This is a genomic window from Staphylococcus sp. 11511212 (genome assembly GCF_011394755.1).
GTDB classification, from domain to species: domain Bacteria; phylum Bacillota; class Bacilli; order Staphylococcales; family Staphylococcaceae; genus Staphylococcus; species Staphylococcus chromogenes.
In genome coordinates this window covers 174,798-191,597 of sequence record NZ_JAANBQ010000003.1, presented here as the reverse complement: position 1 = coordinate 191,597, position 16,800 = coordinate 174,798, and the positions used below count along the sequence as shown (strand labels likewise).

The window sequence follows — 16,800 nt, the reverse complement described above, 5'->3', positions numbered from 1 at the left end:
ATTCCTTATAAAAAATAAAACGTGCTCAATCGCAATGACTTTATTATAAAAGCCATAGCTCATAAGCACGTTTCTTGTAAACATAAATTTTTTAGTAACCTAATTTCGCTTTTACTTCACTGATAAAATATAAGCTACCTGTAATGAGTAATGCATCCCCATCATAATTTTTTATAAAAGAGACATAATCCTCAATGAGTGACTTATTCTCAAATTCGACTTCATCATAAAGCGTTTGCTTCGGTAACGCTTTTGGAAAATCAAACTCTGTGACATAAAAGTGATTAGCAATCGTATTAAAAGCGTTTAACATATTTCCAATAGGCTTACCTTTAATCGCTGAAAAAAGAATATCCACTTTATCCAAAGCATAATAACGGCCCATTGTATCGACAAGCGCATCTACACTTTCTTTATTGTGAGCCCCATCAATGATAATTAATGGTGATGATGAAACTTTTTCAATACGTCCTATCCATTGCACACTTTCAATACCTTGAATCATCTTATTAAAATCAATATCTATAATTTGTCGCTCATATAATTCGATGAGTGCGGTTATCGCTAGTGATGCATTTTCTTTTTGATGTTCTCCCAACATTGTAAGAGCGATATTTTCCATTTCATAGTCTTTGTATCGGTACGTAAATTCATCGTCTTCTGAAACAACGAGAATATCTCGATCAAATTCCATCGCTGGCGCATTTAATTCTGTAGCAAGATCTCTTAAATATTTTAATGCTTCTTCATTTTTAACAGCATACACAAATGGGGTGTTCGGTTTAATAATAGCGCCTTTATCTTTAGCAATATCTAAATAAGAATTGCCTAAAATGTCAGTGTGATCTAAACCTATACTTGTCAGGATACTTAATATAGGTTGGATCACATTTGTCGAATCATTTTTTACACCAAGACCCGCTTCCACAATGACAAAATCAACGGGATGCATTTCACCGAAGTATAAATACATCATGGTTGTAATGATTTCAAATTCAGTCGCCACACCGAGCTCAGTTTCAGCATCCAGTGCTTCACTGACGGGTTTTACTCGAGCAACAAGTTCTACTATAGCTTCATTAGAAATAGGGACACCATTAATACTAATACGTTCATTAAAAGTTTCGATATATGGAGAAGTAAATGTCCCCACTTCATAACCATTATTCACTAAAGCTGATCTTAAATACGCGACTGTAGAGCCTTTGCCATTAGTTCCACCAACATGAATAGCTTTTACCTTCCGCTCTGGATTATTTAAACGTGCTAACATCCACTCCATGCGTTTCACACCGGGTTTTATTCCAAATTTAGTACGTTCGTGAATCCAATATAAACTATCTAGATAATTCATATTTTAAACTCCTAAGCTTTTAATTGTTCGATTCTTGATTTAACGCCATCAAATTTTTCTTGATATTGCGTTTGTTTCGCACGTTCTTCATTAATAATCTTTTCTGGTGCTTTATTCACAAAGTTTTCATTCGCTAATTTTTTATTAACACGATCAAGCTCTTTTTGCCATTTATCAAGTTCTTTTTCTAAACGTTCAATTTCTTTATCCATATCAATGAGACCTTCGAGTGGTAACACAACTTCTCCAGCTGTGACAACAGAAGTCATTGCCTTTTCAGGAATCGTCACTTGAGTTTCAATCTCAAGCTCACTTGGATTACAGAAACGTTCTAAATAATGACGATTTTCATTGAGTAAATCACGTGTAGCTTCATTTTTAGCTTGGATCTTAATTGGAATTTCTTTTGATAAAGGTGTGTTCACTTCTAAACGAGATTGACGCACCGATTTTATAATCTCAACTAATTGTTGCATGATTTGTTTACTATCATCAAAAATTAAGTTTTCATCAGCCACTGGCCATGCACTTGTCACGATAGACTCACCTTCATGTGGTAAGTTCAGCCAAATATGTTCTGTCACAAATGGCATGAAAGGATGCAACAATCTCATTATGCGATTTAATGTATAGCTAAGTACAGAGCGCGTAACATCTTTTTGGGCTTCATCTTCGCCGTTCATTGGAATTTTACTCATCTCAATATACCAGTCACAAAACTCATCCCATATGAAATTGTAAAGCACTCTACCGACTTCGCCGAATTCATATTTATCACTTAATTGAGTGACTGTCTCAATTGTTTCATTTAAACGCGTTAAAATCCATTGGTCTGCAACAGATAAGTTTTTAGACAGATCAATATCTTCGAACTTAAATTCATCACCAATATTCATTAAACTAAAGCGCGCAGCATTCCAAATTTTATTAATAAAGTTCCAAACAGACTCTACTTTTTCTGTCGAATAACGTAAATCATGACCAGGTGAAGACCCTGTCGCCAAGAAAAATCTTAAACTGTCTGCACCATATTGATCAATGACATCCATTGGGTCAACACCATTACCCAATGATTTACTCATTTTTCTACCATCTTCAGCACGCACTAAACCATGAAGTAAAACGTCATTAAACGGTTTTTGACCTGTAAATTCTAATCCTTGGAATATCATACGTGCAACCCAGAAGAAAATAATGTCGTAGCCAGTAACCAATACATTCGTTGGATAGTATCGTTTGTAATCTTTTGCAGATTCATTTGGCCAACCTAAAGTAGAAAATGGCCAAAGCGCACTTGAGAACCATGTATCTAGTACATCTTCATCTTGCGTCCAATTCTCACTATCTTCAGGAGCTGTCTCTCCAACATATATTTCGCCTGTTTCGTTATGGTACCATGCAGGAATTTGATGGCCCCACCATAACTGTCTTGAAATCGTCCAATCGCGAATTTCTTCCATCCAACGATTAAATGTCTTTTCGAATCGTGCTGGAATAAAATCAATACGTCCCTCACCTTTTTGATTTTGTAACGCTTGTTGTGCTAAGGGTTCCATTTTGACAAACCATTGTGTTGATAAATAAGGTTCTACAACTGCTCCCGTACGTTCTGAATGACCTACTGAATGAACATGATCTTCAATTTTAATCACAAGGCCTTCAGCTTCAAGATCTTTCACTAGTTTTTTACGACATTCGAACCGATCTAAGCCTTCATATTCCCCAGCGTTTTCGTTCATCTGACCAGATTCATTCATAACTATAATACGTTCTAATTCGTGACGATTGCCTATTTCAAAGTCATTCGGGTCATGTGCAGGTGTTACTTTCATCGCACCACTACCAAATTCTTTATCTACATAATTATCTGCAATAATAGGCAATTCTCGACCTACTCGAGGTAAAATAACTTTTTTACCAATGACATCTTGATAACGTTCATCTTCAGGATTTACAACAATCGCTGTATCTCCTAACATCGTTTCAGGACGTGTCGTTGCAATTTCAATATAGCCCGCTTCATCTGCAAAAGGGTATTTAAAATGATAAAACTTACCATTTACATCTTCATGGACAACCTCTATATCTGAAAGCGCTGTACGGGCTTCTGGATCCCAATTTATAATACGTTCTCCACGGTAAATTAATCCTTTATTGTACATATCTACGAATACTTTACGTACAGCTTGGCTTAAACCTTCGTCAAGTGTGAATCGCTCTCTCGAGTAATCAAGCCCAAGCCCTAATTTAGCCCATTGTTGGCGTATAAAATCTGCATATTCCTCTTTCCATTCCCAAGCCTTTTCTAGGAATTTTTCACGCCCTATATCATGACGAGAAATACCCTCTTCTTTCATTTTGGCTTCTACTTTAGCTTGCGTTGCAATACCTGCGTGATCCATTCCAGGAAGATATAAAGTATCGTATCCTTGCATTCTTTTCATACGTGTTAAAATATCTTGTAATGTCGTGTCCCAAGCATGACCTAAATGTAATTTCCCAGTCACATTTGGTGGTGGAATTACAATTGTATATGTAGGTTTATCCTGATCTTCAGTTGGCTTAAATAGTGATTTGTCCAGCCAATTTTGATAACGTCCCGCTTCAACTTCTTGCGGGTTATATTTTGGTTTCATTTCCATTAAAATCCCTCCGATAACATAAAAAAGAACATCTGTCCTCATATAGGACGGATGTTCCGTGGTACCACCTATTTTCAATAGTTCAACAACTATTGCACTCTAATGATTAACGCTCACGAAACGCTTTGACCTACTAAAAATGTTCAATCAAAGTTCAAGTGGGCTACCTTCGATAAGACTTTTATGCATTCACAGCGCCATGCACTCTCTTAAAAAAGCGACTTATTTACTCTTCCCAATATGATATTTAATTCATTATTATAGTATACTGAATTCATAATGAAGTCAATAAAAGGAGTAATTTTTATGAACCCATGTGCATTTGGTACACGCGATCCTATCTATTTGGACTATCATGATCACGTTTGGGGTAAGCCTTTATATGATAGTCAAGCCTTGTTTGAGCTACTTGCTTTAGAATCACAGCATGCCGGACTGTCTTGGTTAACCATTTTAAAGAAAAAAGAGGCTTATCGACATGCGTTTAAAGCATTTGATCCTCATCAAATCGCTAAAATGACTGATAAAGATATTGATGCATTAATGCAGTTTCCAAATATCATTCATCACCGTAAAAAATTAGAAGCGATTGTCGCACAAGCACGCGGCTATATCGCCATTGAGAATACTTATGGAAGTTTTAGCGATTTTTTATGGTCCTACGTTGATGGAGTTCCGATAGATTTTAAATACGAAAAACCAGAAGAACGCATTACGGTCAATGACACTGCTAAACAGCTTTCTAAAGACCTTAAATCTTATGGTTTTCAATTTATTGGACCTGTCACAGCCTTTTCATTTATGGAGGCCTGTGGCATGTACAATAGCCATTTGGTGGACTGTCCTAACCGGTAGCAATCAAAAAGGGAGACCACAGTCCCCCTTTTTTTATTTTTGTAGCTTTTCTAAACGTTGTTGACGACGTTCACGAAATTTTAAATAATATGCGATTAACGGTGCAATAATAAATAAAATAAAAAATATTCTGAAGATGTGATAACTTGAAATCATTGCAACATCTCCACCGGTTTCAAGTGCTACTAACACAATTTGACTCATTCCTCCAGGCGCTGCACTTAAAAAAAGTTCATTAATAGAGGCCTTGTTTATAAAATGAATACATAACACCATCAAAAATGTGCCTAAGATTAATAATATATTTTGAAATGCAATGGCTAAGGCAATACGCCCTTTCATTCGTTCGATTAAGTGTGCTATCTGAATGCCGACGCGAATCATATATATCATTTGAGCAATAGCAATAATCGGATAATCTAGAGTAAAAGTATGTTGTGTGATTAAATTCCAAATGATCAAAACGACAATAGGCGCGAGTAACATTTTTGTTGGGAAATGGATCAAAGCCATCAAAAAATAAATAAGCGCAATCCCAATGATAAGGATTATGATGTCTTGTAGTTTTAAGACCTCTGTTAAATTTTGGTGAACCTCTAGTGTTGAATTGGTGTCTTGCCTAAAAACGAGAGATATGAGTGGTACCAAAATCACTACAAATATAATACGTGAAGTCTGTGTCAAACTAACGACAAGAATATCTGCTTTTTTATTTTCTTCAGCCATCACAAGCATTTGACTTAATGCTCCTGGTATGACACTTAAGAGCGCTGTTTCTGTGTTAACATGAGCGATACGTCTAAATCCAATCGAAACGAGTAATGCTAAGCCAAGTAATAATATCGTTACTAAAATTATCGACAACCATTCATTTTTAATATCGTTAAGTACGCTAACAGTAAAGCCGCTACCAATTTGAACACCTAATAAAATGAGCCCCAATTCACTTAAAATCCATGGCCATTTAACCTCTAATTTAAAAACACGAACAACAATAATACTTGCTATAATAGGTCCAAACATCCAAGGTAACATGATATGAAGTGAATAAAGCACAAAACTACAGACTAATGTTAAAGCAAACAAGATGATATTGTTTCTTAGTAAATGATTCATAGTAGACCCCCATCACTCCTTGAAATAACAACACATTCATTAACCATGTAAAGGAGATCACCCTCACTTATCATTAGAAAGCCATCAAAATTTACGCTTAGATAAATTTTGATGGCTATTTTCATGCAACTTAAATAAGTTAAAAAAGGCAGTAAAATATCTTTAGACAATGCGGCTTAGTGCAACATCAAATGCATCTAAAGTCTTTTGTATATCCTCTTTCGTATGTGAAGTTGATAAGAACATACCTTCGAATTGTGAAGGTGGTAAAAAGATACCTTCTTTCGCTAACTCGCGGTACATATGACTAAACATTGTCAAATCGCTTTGATTGGCTTGTTTAAAATTAGTCACTGGGCCTTCATTTAAAAAGAATCCTATCATCGATCCCGCACGGTTAATCACTATTGGAACATTATATTTTTTGAACGTCGCTTTTAATCCTTCTTCTAACATATCGCCTAGTGTATTAAAATAGTCATAGCTTTCTGGTGTTAATTGGCTTAATGTCATATAACCACTTGTCATCGCTAATGGATTTCCAGACAATGTACCCGCTTGATAGATCTCCCCACTTGGGGCAATATGATCCATAATCTCTTTCTTTCCTCCGAATGCACCCACAGGTAAGCCGCCACCAATCACTTTTCCTAGGCATGTTAAATCTGGTGTAACGTTAAAGTAACCCTGTGCACAGTGATATCCCACACGAAATCCAGTCATCACTTCATCAAAAATAAGGAGTGCCTGATTATCCGTTGTTATTTTTCTTAATCCTTGTAAGAACCCTTCAACCGGCGGCACAACTCCCATATTTCCTGCAACTGGTTCAACAATTACAGCTGCAATATCATCACCAAATTGATCAAAAGCATATTGAACAGCTTCCAAATCATTATATGGGACTGTTATCGTATTTTTTGCAGTACCTTCTGGAACACCAGGCGAATCAGGTAATCCTAATGTGGCTACACCTGAACCTGCTTTAATTAATAAAGAGTCACTATGGCCATGGTAATTCCCTTCAAATTTAATAATTTTATTTTTACCTGTGAAACCACGCGCAAGTCTTAACGTATCTAATGTGGCTTCTGTACCAGAAGAAACCATTCTTACTTTTTCAATAGAGGGCACTCTATCAATCACGAGTTGCGCTAAACGATTTTCCTCTAATGTGGATGCCCCAAAGCTCGTTCCTCTGTCAACTACACTATGAATGGCATCTATCACTTTAGGATTGCGATGCCCTAAAATGAGGGGGCCCCAACTCAAAACATAATCGATATATTCATTTCCATCTATATCATAAATTTTACTACCTTCTCCACGCTCCATAAATAGAGGCGGTGTGTCGACAGCTTTAAACGCGCGGACAGGACTATTAACACCTCCAGGCATTAATTTTTCTGCAATTTCAAATGCTTCACTAGACTTTTTATAACGCATAACGTTTGCCTCCTATTGATTCTCGATATATTTACATAAATCTTTCGCGAAATACGTAATGATTAAATCTGCACCTGCACGTTTCATAGAAATCATTTGTTCCATAACAACTCTTTCTTCGTCTATCCAACCATTTAAAGCTGCTGCTTTAGTCATACTGTATTCACCACTGACATTATAGGCAACCACGGGAATGTTAGTATGATTACGCACATCTCTAATAATATCCAAATAACTGAGTGCAGGCTTAACAATCATCATATCCGCACCCTCTTTTAAATCACTTTCTAACTCGCGTAATGCTTCTAAGCGATTCGCTGGGTCCATTTGATAGGTTTTTCTATCTCCAAAAGAAGGAGTGGATTCAGCTGCATCTCGAAATGGTCCAAAGAAACTTGAAGCATATTTGATTCCATAACTCATAATTGGAATGTGTTGGAAACCGGCTTCATCTAATCCATGTCTAATCTCAGTCACAAAGCCATCCATCATATTACTTGGAGCAATAATATCAGCGCCTGCTTTTACTTGAGAAATGGCAGTTTTAACAAGTAATGGTAATGTTTTATCATTATCTACATCATGTGTATGTTCATCGATTAAACCACAATGGCCATGATCTGTATACTCACATAAACAAGTATCTGCGATAACGAGAATATCGTCATATAATTTTTTAGCAATACGCGTCGCTTGTTGAATGACACCATTATCGATAAACGCACCTGTTCCGCACTCATCTTTTTCATTTGGAATTCCGAAAAAAATAAATGATCTAATGCCTAAATCATAAGCCTCTTTTATCTCTTCGTGAAGTAAATTCAAACTGATTTGGTATACATTTGGAAGAGAAGCAATTTCTTTTTTGACGTCATCTTTTTCTACAACAAAAATAGGATAAATTAAATCTTCTTTTCTTAAATGCGTTTCTCTTACCATTGCTCTCATAGTTGGTGAAACGCGTAGGCGTCTATGTCTATCAAATTCCATCATTATAAAACCTCTTTTCAACAATTTTAGTAATCATACTTTCAAGAGTTTGGACCTCTGCGACAAAACATGAATAACCTAACTTTCGTATTGTTTGCGCTGTTTGTTGTCCAATAGCAAAATAGATATTTTCATTATGTGGTGGTTTCACCTCAAAAAAAGCATGTGCTGCTGAGGAACTCGCAAAGGTGATGGCATCTACTTGTCGATGCATCATCGTATCTAGAATCTCTTGAATGCTTTCATATTTGGGTTGAACTTCATACAAATCAATTTTAGTCACTTGTATGCCGCTTTCTTTTAAAGCATTTTGCAGGAACGTTCTTGCTTGACGACTTGAGGGTATCAGTACACGATCTCCCTTTTTAAAAGGGTGTTGGTTGAATAGCCCCTCTTGTGAAAAATCTGTTGGACAAAAATCTACGTCTATTTTCATCTTATCACATAGTTGTTTTGTTTTGACGCCCACTACGGCGAGTTGATCATATTTGATAAGTTTTAAATACGGATAAAAATATTTCACCGCATTCTTAGACGTAAAAATAAGCCAATCATAATGTGGACACAACGCCTTGTCATCAAAGTCTAACGCAACAGTTTCGATTAAAGGTACATGCTTAATCGCTACACGTTGATCTTGATATTCATGGGTTTGTGTCATCAATACAATTGGCTTCATCTAAAACACCTCAATAAGAATCGTTTAAAGCTTTTATAATTGCGTCAGCACCTTGTGCTTTTAAATGTTCACTTACTTTTTTGCCTAAATCAACAGGATCTGAACCTATTCTTTCATCTTCATAACGTTGTGAGCCATCTGGAGACATAACTAAACCTTTAAAGCGGATGTTGCCCTCTGGCGTCATTTGTGCATAACCTGCAATTGGAACTTGGCAACTTCCATCCATCTCTTTTAAAAATGTACGTTCGGCAGTCACACATTGCGCAACAGACGCGTTATGGACTTTATGTAATAATTCTAATAAATCATGATCCTCTTCGCGACATTCTATTCCTAATGCCCCTTGACCGATAGCGGGTACCATAAGTTGTTCATCTAAATATGTGGTAACGATATCGTCAGACCAACCCATTCTCTTTAATCCCGCAGCAGCCAAAATAATAGCATCATAATTTTCTTCTTTCAATTTGCGCAATCGCGTATCAATATTGCCTCGAATCCATTTAATTTCCAAATGCGGATATTTTGCTAATATTTGTGCACCTCGACGAAGAGAGCTAGTTCCAACTATACTCCCCGCTGCCAACTTATCTAGCGGTATATGATTTTTAGCGATATAGGCATCATAGGGAAGTTCACGGTCAGGAATACAACCAATCGTTAATCCTGAAGGTAATTCACTTGGGACATCTTTTAATGAGTGAATGGCAAAGTCGATAGAATGATTAAACAGTTCATTTTGGATTTCTTTGACAAATAAACCTTTTCCTCCTACTTTCGACAATTGACGATCAACAATTTGATCTCCTTTCGTTACAATTTCCTTTATTTCGATTTCTAAGGACGGGTCAACTGACTTTAATTTATCAATAAATTGCTGGCTTTGTGTAAGTGCCAATTGACTACGTCTTGAACCTACTATTAATTTACGCATAATTCATCCTCCAACCCTGATTTAAACACCAGTCCATTGGTGAAAATTTGATAATTGAGTGACTAATATCAAATTAATCATACAACAGAAAAATAATGCAATGTTACCATAAATTAACGCAAGTGACGAAAACTTGCGCAATAATCTTGATGTGATATAAACAATATAACAAATTAAAATCAATAAAGACGAAATGACTTTTAAATCGTAAAAAATTGGGGTACCCACTGATATAAGTCCCCATTGTACCCCAAGAATGAGACTTACAAAAAGTAGCATAGCACCAAGAAAAGAGCTATAAAAGACCCCTTTTTCAAGCGTTGCGACACTTCCAATTCTAAAATATTCTTGAGTAAAACGCTTTTCTTTGAGATTGCGAAACTGAATCAAATAAAGCAACGCATTCACAAATGCAATCGCGAAGAGTACATAGCTTAATAATGCAAACGAAATGTGAAAAACGAGTAATTCATTGACAGCATTTAAGCGCGTGCCATCAAGTCTAAATTGATTTGGATGAAAAGTATGAATAGCCATAAATAAAAATCCTAAAAGATTTAAAAATGCTATCATAAATTCTGAACTTCTAAAAACTGAAAATATAAATGTAATCGTCAGGATGAGCCATGTTAGAATATAAAAGCTTTCAATAATAGATGTTAGCGGGAGTTGACCCATCCAAAAGATATATAATACAAGCGAAATCGTTTGAAGCACCCACGTTAACCCTAACGTATAAAAACCAATATTTTGAAACTTACTATTTTTTTGCAATACATCTAATGTTAAACAAATAACGCTTATCAAATAAATAATAAAGATTCCTTCGTGGAAGCGAATTAAAAAAACTTCTTCCATAGCATCACCATTCTTTAATTATCGAGTAGAAAAAATCTTTGTTTTAATTTTAGTTTCTTTTTCTCAGCTGCTTCTGTTTTGTAGTCTGTAGATACATCTAAATCAAATATCGTTTTAAACAATGCTAATTTTTCTTCTGAATAGTGATCGTCACTGATTTCTTTTGCTTGTTTAATAGGATCTTTTAACATTTGGTTGATAATACTTTTAGTATGCTTAGAAATAACTTTACGTTCACGTTCTGTGAGATGTGGCAATTTACGATCAAGACTAGCCATTGTATCTTGCTGAATAGTCATCGCTTTTTCACGTAAAGCACGAATTACTGGCACAACCCCTAACATTTTCACCCATTCGTTATGTTTTTCAATTTCTGCTGGTATGAGTGAAGCAATTTTCTCAGCTGCTTTTTCACGTTCTCTCATGTTTGCATCAACAAGTCCTTTTAAATCATCGACGTCGTAAATAAATAAATTTGCATTAACACTATCGATAGGTTCAATATCTCTAGGTACAGCAATATCGATGAATAGTTGTTGCGCATTTTTATTAATATCATGGCTCAACTCAATCATTTCTTTCGTAATCACAAATCCTTCAGCACTTGTTGAACTAATCACAATATCCGATTGCGGTAAAAAGTGGGATAAATTACGCAATGATGAAGATTGAATGCCATGTTTTGAAGCCAAGGCTTCCGCACGTTCAACCGTACGATTCAATACAGTGATTTGACTCACACCCGCCCCTTTTAAGTTCAATATAGCAAGTTCAGCCATTTCGCCTGCGCCAATGACCAAGGCGTTGCGACGATGTAGCTTTCCATAGACTTTTTTAGCTAATTCGACTGCGGCGTAAGAGACACTTGTCGCATGATCAGCAATATCTGTTTCATGATGTGCTTTTTTACTAAATGTAATCGCTTGTTTAAATAATTCATTAAATATAATTCCTGTTGTTTCTGCTTGTTGTGCAGTAAAGAAAGCATCTCTCATTTGACCCAAGATTTGGGTTTCCCCAAGAACAATCGAATCTAGACCGGATGTTACTCGAAACAAATGTTCAACTGCCTCATTTTCAACTTTCACATCGCTAATTTGCTTAATTTCATCAACATCAAAATTAAATTCTCGCGCTAAAAATCGTTGAATATAATATCTACCCGTATGGATTTGATCAACTACCGCATAAACTTCTGTACGATTACAAGTTGATAAAATCACATTTTCTAAAATTGATTTTGTTTCAAATAACGTTTCATGTACGCGCCCCATATCCGCGTTATTAAAACTTAATTTTTCTCTCAATGATACGTTCGCAGTGTGATGGTTCACACTCACAGAAATAATATACATGATAACGCCCCCGTTATTTCTACAATACCCAAATTATAACATAGATGAGAGTCATTCTAATTAAAACTGCCTAAATTTATGTGGCGTTTATAAGAATGTCAACATTTCGTCAAACTCAATTTTCAGTATATTGTGATATGGCCTTCCATATGAGGTCTTGCTTTGTTTTTTGTAATGAAGAGTAACTGATAATTTGATCACCAGCCTCGAGATCTAATTTTTCTTTAATAATTTTAATATGCTTTTGTACTTTACCTTTAGGAATTTTATCTTCTTTTGTTGCGATAATAAGCGTTGGAATTTCATAGTATTTTAGAAAATCGTACATTAACACATCATCTTCAGTCGGTGGATGTCTTAAATCCACTAATTGAATCACGAGTTTCAGAGGTTCACGTTCGGTGATATAGGTTTCTATCATCTTTCCGAAAGCTTCTCTTTGCTTTTTACTTACTTTTGCGTATCCATACCCAGGCACGTCCACAAAAATAAGTTGTTCATCAATATTAAAAAAGTTTAACGTTTGCGTTTTCCCAGGTTGTTGTGATGTTCTTGCCATATTTTTTCGACCAATCATACTATTAATGAATGTAGATTTCCCTACGTTTGAACGCCCACTTAAAGCAACCTCTGGTAAATTTAATTCTGGATATTGTTCGGGTTTTACAGCGCTAATTAAAATTTCTACATTGTTTGGATTGATATTCATTGTTTCACCTCATAAAAAAAGCCTAAGTTGAATCGTTACATTCAGCTTAGGCCAATATTAATGCCTATTGTTTATGCAGAAGTTTTCTTATCGTTAAGTAAGTGACCTTCTGAATCATATAAATCAGGCTCAGTTTCGTTTATAATTGTTTCTTCTGTAATGACGACTTTTGCAACATTTTCAGTTGAAGGCACATCAAACATAATATCAATTAATGCTTCCTCAATGATTGAACGAAGTCCTCGAGCGCCTGTTTTACGCTCAATTGCTTTATTACTAATGGCATCAAGTGCTTCTTCAGTGAACTCAAGTACAACATCATCAAGTTCTAACATTTTTGTATATTGTTTAACAAGTGCATTTTTAGGCTGCGTTAAAATATTTTTCAATGCTTCAACATCTAAAGTCTCTAAATTTGCAACAATTGGCACACGTCCAATAAATTCTGGAATTAACCCATAAGTTTGTAAATCTTCAGGACGAATATGTTCTAACAATGAAGCATCGTCATAATTTGAAGCTTCACTACTAGAGAAGCCAATCACTTTTTCACCGAGGCGACGTTTGATAACTTCTTCGATACCATCAAAGGCGCCACCTAAAATGAATAAAATATTCGTCGTATCAATTTGGATAAATTCTTGGTTTGGGTGTTTACGTCCACCTTGTGGCGGTACACTTGCAGTTGTACCTTCTAAAATCTTAAGCAAGGCTTGTTGAACACCTTCACCAGAAACATCGCGTGTAATTGACGTATTTTCTGATTTTCGTGCAATTTTATCGATTTCATCGACATAAATAATTCCTTTTTCTGCTTTATCAATGTCGAAATCAGCAGCCTGAATAAGACGTAATAGAATGTTTTCAACGTCTTCCCCAACATAACCTGCTTCTGTTAGGCTCGTCGCATCAGCAATTGCGAAAGGCACGTTAAGTGTACGCGCTAAAGTTTGAGCTAATAATGTTTTACCACTACCTGTTGGACCAATTAACGCAACATTACTTTTTTGCAATTCAACATCATCATCTTTAGGCCCTAATTGTTTTACACGTTTATAGTGATTATAAACCGCAACAGCTAATGATTTTTTAGCTTTATCTTGACCAATTACATAATTGTTTAATTGTTCCATTATTTCTTTTGGTGTAGGTAACTCAGTAAGTTCTTCTGCTTCGTTGTGACTCAATTCTTCCTCAACTATCTCAGAGCAAAGTTCGATACATTCGTTACAAATGTAAACGCCACTACCTGCTACAAGCTTTTTGACTTGGTCTTGATCTTTACCACAGAAAGAACATTTTAAGTTTTCTTCATCTTCATTGAATTTAAACATAATTGATTACACCCCTGTTCTTCTATGACTATACTAAAATGCATTTTATTACGCAACCAGAAATACTTTCAAGTTATTTGCATAAAATAAGATAGGAGTGAGTGTGAAACCCTTGTGCATAACTTGGCTTCAATCACTCACCCCGCAACGTTCATTTATTTAATTGCTATTGGATTTATTAGCGAATTGTAAGACTTATTTTTCGTCGTCTTCTTTTTGCGTTGCTTCCACGAATTTAGCTTCATTGACTAATAAATCGATGACTTTTTTAACACGAACATCATTTTTAACAATATCCGTATTTCCTAATGTAGCCTTAATATCATCAACAGAAATACCAAATTGTGAACTCATGGTTTCAAGTTCTTTTTCAACATCTTCATCAGATGCCTCAATGTTTTCTGCATCTGCAATCGCAGCTAATGTTAAGTTCGTTTTCACACGTTGTTCTGCGTCTTCTTTCATTTGACCGCGTAAATCTTCTTCAGATTGACCTGAGATTTGGAAATATGTTTCAAGATTTAATCCTTGTTGTTGTAAACGTTGCGCAAATTCTTGAAGCATACGATCTTCTTCAGTTTTAATCATTGCATCTGGAATATCTACTTTAGCGTTATCTGTTGCTTTAGTAATCGCTTCTTCTTTTTGAACATTTTCAGCTTCAGTCGCTTTTGATTCTGCAAGTTGTTTACGTAAGTTTTCTTTGTATTCATCTACAGTGTTTGCTTCTGAATCTAACTCGTTTGCAAGTTCATCGTCTAATTCAGGAACTTCTTTAGTTTTGATTTCATTAATTTTCGTTTTGAATGTTGCTGGTTTACCTGCTAATTCTTCAGCGTGGTATTCTTCTGGGAATGTGACTTCAACATCTTTTTCCTCGCCAACTTTTAAACCAACAAGTTGTTCTTCGAAACCAGGAATGAACATACCAGAACCGATTTCTAAGTCGTAACCATCAGCTTGGCCGCCTTCGAATTGTTCGCCATCAACATAACCATCAAAGTCAAGGTTGACAGTATCGCCTTCTTCGACTTTACCATCTTCTTTGATGACCATATCAGCCATAGCTTCTAGACGTTGGTTGATTGTTGTTTCAACCTCTTCGTCTGTTAATTCTGTATCTTGTTTTTCAATTTCTAAACCTTTATAGTCACCTAATTCAACTTCAGGTTCAACAGTCACTGTTGCGTCGAATTTAAATTCTTTCCCTTTTTCAATTTGAGTGACTTCAATTTCAGGTTGATCAACAGGGTTGATACCTGCTTCTTCTACAGCATTACTATATGCTTTAGGTAGTAAAATATCTACTGCGTCTTGGTATAAAGCTTCAACGCCAAAACGTTGTTCAAAAATTGGACGTGGTACTTTCCCTGTACGGAAACCAGGTACGTTAATTTGTTTTACTACTTTTTTAAAAGCTTGATCTAATGCTTTATCTACTTCTTCAGCAGGAACAGTTACTTGTAATAACCCTTCATTGCCTTCTTTCTTTTCCCAAGTTGCTGTCATGTGTATAAACCTCCATGATATCCTATTAAAATTTTTCAACTTCTTTATTATAGCATAGGTTGGCAAGGGGATAAACCCAAGCGCCTATGTATTTAACATTTTAATAAAATCCACCACTTCGCTATAGTTTTGCTCAGAATCTATTGGTTCACCTATAAGCGATTTAAAATAGATGTGATAACCTTCTATCCAATCTTCAATAGATGCAATTGTTGAAAGTTCGATTGGATATAATGCAATATTATGCGTATTTAAGTGGACGTACGCTTCTTTTACTAACGATGGCATATCTTTTTCTAATTTGTCGACGACACGAGGCATGAGCGTATTTTTAAAGTCCGTGTGTGAAACACCCGATAACGAAGATGGATTAACTTCAATTTCATTTTCAAATTTTTCAATTCGAACGGTTTGATTATAACGAGCAAATGTTAAATATTCAAGAATTAATGTGATAATCCGATAATTTAATGCTTCATAGTTCAAATAAAATGCCAATGTTTCTGTAAATTGATAGGCTTGATCATCAATTAAATCTAAAATGAGTTTTGCTTGCTCTTGTGTTGAGAGTTGAACAAATTTCTGTAATTGATGTTGCATAAAGTCGTAACGTTGGTTGAGCTTAGCGTTTGCTTCATCTTTGATAGGTAGAAAAATCAATCGCGTCTGATGCTCTTTGACTTCATCAATTACTTGCTCAATGACATCGACCACTGCACGATATTGCTGTAATTGAAACAAGCTTTTTACGTAAAAAATCATCAATGTGTCATAAGGTTGATATCCTTGTATCATAAGTATGTTCGCTTCTTCTTTAAGTTCTAAGTAAGCTTGCACTTCCCACAAAGTTTGACATTTTTTTATCGCAAGAGAAGGTGTTAATTCATAATGTTTCTCATATTCTATAAATAAATCATAAACCTTTTCAAATTGCTCTTGTTCAAAATAAGTGGCTATATCATGTTCTATTTTCTCTCTTCTTTTAGGAAACGGGATAATATCACTCATCATGATCA

14 protein-coding genes and 1 other annotated feature are annotated in these 16,800 nt (G+C 35.5%); of the genes, 1 reads left to right on the top strand and 13 read right to left on the bottom strand.

All coding sequences use genetic code 11. The features are described 5' to 3' along the window. Positions 1 to 91: 91 nt before the first annotated feature. Positions 92 to 1,354: a bifunctional folylpolyglutamate synthase/dihydrofolate synthase gene (locus G8Y84_RS02330; protein ID WP_037574258.1), complete on the bottom strand. Its 1,263-nt coding sequence runs from the start codon at positions 1,352 to 1,354 to the stop codon at positions 92 to 94. A gap of 11 nt (positions 1,355 to 1,365) precedes the next feature. Next, on the bottom strand, positions 1,366 to 3,996 hold the full coding sequence (locus G8Y84_RS02325) for a valine--tRNA ligase (protein ID WP_105965410.1): 2,631 nt from the start codon (positions 3,994 to 3,996) through the stop codon (positions 1,366 to 1,368). Positions 3,997 to 4,036: 40 nt separating this feature from the next. Then, positions 4,037 to 4,246: a binding site (T-box leader), on the bottom strand. A gap of 56 nt (positions 4,247 to 4,302) precedes the next feature. Between G8Y84_RS02325 and G8Y84_RS02320 the strand changes: the two genes are divergently transcribed. Continuing rightward, positions 4,303 to 4,851, top strand: coding sequence for a DNA-3-methyladenine glycosylase I (locus tag G8Y84_RS02320; protein ID WP_037574262.1), 549 nt, complete (start codon positions 4,303 to 4,305; stop codon positions 4,849 to 4,851). A 33-nt stretch (positions 4,852 to 4,884) separates the two neighbouring features. Here the strand turns inward: G8Y84_RS02320 and G8Y84_RS02315 are convergent, their stop codons facing one another. The 11 genes from G8Y84_RS02315 to G8Y84_RS02265 form a co-directional block, all read right to left on the bottom strand. Beyond that, positions 4,885 to 5,967 (bottom strand): AbrB family transcriptional regulator, encoded by a 1,083-nt coding sequence (locus G8Y84_RS02315; protein ID WP_107368014.1) that lies wholly within the window; start codon positions 5,965 to 5,967, stop codon positions 4,885 to 4,887. Positions 5,968 to 6,129: 162 nt separating this feature from the next. Next, on the bottom strand, positions 6,130 to 7,413 hold the full coding sequence (gene hemL / locus G8Y84_RS02310; RefSeq protein ID WP_037574268.1) for a glutamate-1-semialdehyde 2,1-aminomutase: 1,284 nt from the start codon (positions 7,411 to 7,413) through the stop codon (positions 6,130 to 6,132). 12 nt (positions 7,414 to 7,425) lie between these two features. Further along, positions 7,426 to 8,403 carry a porphobilinogen synthase gene (gene hemB / locus G8Y84_RS02305; protein WP_037574625.1) on the bottom strand — a complete coding sequence of 326 codons (978 nt, stop codon included), beginning with the start codon at positions 8,401 to 8,403 and terminating at the stop codon, positions 7,426 to 7,428. Then, positions 8,393 to 9,082, bottom strand: coding sequence for a uroporphyrinogen-III synthase (locus G8Y84_RS02300; protein ID WP_165806091.1), 690 nt, complete (start codon positions 9,080 to 9,082; stop codon positions 8,393 to 8,395). The genes hemB and G8Y84_RS02300 overlap by 11 nt, the downstream gene beginning before the upstream one ends. A gap of 10 nt (positions 9,083 to 9,092) precedes the next feature. Next, positions 9,093 to 10,019 carry a hydroxymethylbilane synthase gene (gene hemC / locus G8Y84_RS02295; protein ID WP_103159054.1) on the bottom strand — a complete coding sequence of 309 codons (927 nt, stop codon included), beginning with the start codon at positions 10,017 to 10,019 and terminating at the stop codon, positions 9,093 to 9,095. A 21-nt stretch (positions 10,020 to 10,040) separates the two neighbouring features. Further along, positions 10,041 to 10,877 carry a cytochrome C assembly family protein gene (locus G8Y84_RS02290; RefSeq protein ID WP_037574277.1) on the bottom strand — a complete coding sequence of 279 codons (837 nt, stop codon included), beginning with the start codon at positions 10,875 to 10,877 and terminating at the stop codon, positions 10,041 to 10,043. Positions 10,878 to 10,891: 14 nt separating this feature from the next. Next, entirely contained in the window at positions 10,892 to 12,232 is a 1,341-nt protein-coding gene (hemA, locus tag G8Y84_RS02285) for a glutamyl-tRNA reductase (protein ID WP_037574280.1), read from the bottom strand. A 115-nt stretch (positions 12,233 to 12,347) separates the two neighbouring features. Next, a complete protein-coding gene (gene yihA / locus G8Y84_RS02280; RefSeq protein WP_037574282.1) occupies positions 12,348 to 12,941 on the bottom strand; it encodes a ribosome biogenesis GTP-binding protein YihA/YsxC in 594 nt (197 codons plus the stop codon). A 71-nt stretch (positions 12,942 to 13,012) separates the two neighbouring features. Next, positions 13,013 to 14,275 (bottom strand): ATP-dependent Clp protease ATP-binding subunit ClpX, encoded by a 1,263-nt coding sequence (clpX, locus tag G8Y84_RS02275; protein WP_037574285.1) that lies wholly within the window; start codon positions 14,273 to 14,275, stop codon positions 13,013 to 13,015. A gap of 195 nt (positions 14,276 to 14,470) precedes the next feature. Beyond that, complete coding sequence (gene tig, locus G8Y84_RS02270) at positions 14,471 to 15,784, bottom strand: trigger factor (RefSeq protein WP_165806090.1); 1,314 nt, start codon at positions 15,782 to 15,784, stop codon at positions 14,471 to 14,473. An 84-nt stretch (positions 15,785 to 15,868) separates the two neighbouring features. After that, positions 15,869 to 16,792, bottom strand: coding sequence for a hypothetical protein (locus tag G8Y84_RS02265; protein WP_037574290.1), 924 nt, complete (start codon positions 16,790 to 16,792; stop codon positions 15,869 to 15,871). Positions 16,793 to 16,800: the final 8 nt, after the last annotated feature.

Excerpts from the sequence above, each read along its gene's own strand:
- clpX (WP_037574285.1), bottom strand. The coding sequence starts at position 14,275 with ATGTTTAAATTCAATGAAGATGAAGAAAACTTAAAATGTTCTTTCTGT.
- G8Y84_RS02315 (WP_107368014.1), bottom strand. The coding sequence starts at position 5,967 with ATGAATCATTTACTAAGAAACAATATCATCTTGTTTGCTTTAACATTA.
- G8Y84_RS02300 (WP_165806091.1), bottom strand. The coding sequence starts at position 9,082 with ATGAAGCCAATTGTATTGATGACACAAACCCATGAATATCAAGATCAA.
- G8Y84_RS02265 (WP_037574290.1), bottom strand. The coding sequence starts at position 16,792 with ATGAGTGATATTATCCCGTTTCCTAAAAGAAGAGAGAAAATAGAACAT.
- yihA (WP_037574282.1), bottom strand. The coding sequence starts at position 12,941 with ATGAATATCAATCCAAACAATGTAGAAATTTTAATTAGCGCTGTAAAA.
- hemL (WP_037574268.1), bottom strand. The coding sequence starts at position 7,413 with ATGCGTTATAAAAAGTCTAGTGAAGCATTTGAAATTGCAGAAAAATTA.
- G8Y84_RS02330 (WP_037574258.1), bottom strand. The coding sequence starts at position 1,354 with ATGAATTATCTAGATAGTTTATATTGGATTCACGAACGTACTAAATTT.
- tig (WP_165806090.1), bottom strand. The coding sequence starts at position 15,784 with ATGACAGCAACTTGGGAAAAGAAAGAAGGCAATGAAGGGTTATTACAA.
- G8Y84_RS02325 (WP_105965410.1), bottom strand. The coding sequence starts at position 3,996 with ATGGAAATGAAACCAAAATATAACCCGCAAGAAGTTGAAGCGGGACGT.
- hemC (WP_103159054.1), bottom strand. The coding sequence starts at position 10,019 with ATGCGTAAATTAATAGTAGGTTCAAGACGTAGTCAATTGGCACTTACA.
- G8Y84_RS02320 (WP_037574262.1), top strand. The coding sequence starts at position 4,303 with ATGAACCCATGTGCATTTGGTACACGCGATCCTATCTATTTGGACTAT.
- G8Y84_RS02290 (WP_037574277.1), bottom strand. The coding sequence starts at position 10,877 with ATGGAAGAAGTTTTTTTAATTCGCTTCCACGAAGGAATCTTTATTATT.
- hemA (WP_037574280.1), bottom strand. The coding sequence starts at position 12,232 with ATGTATATTATTTCTGTGAGTGTGAACCATCACACTGCGAACGTATCA.
- hemB (WP_037574625.1), bottom strand. The coding sequence starts at position 8,403 with ATGGAATTTGATAGACATAGACGCCTACGCGTTTCACCAACTATGAGA.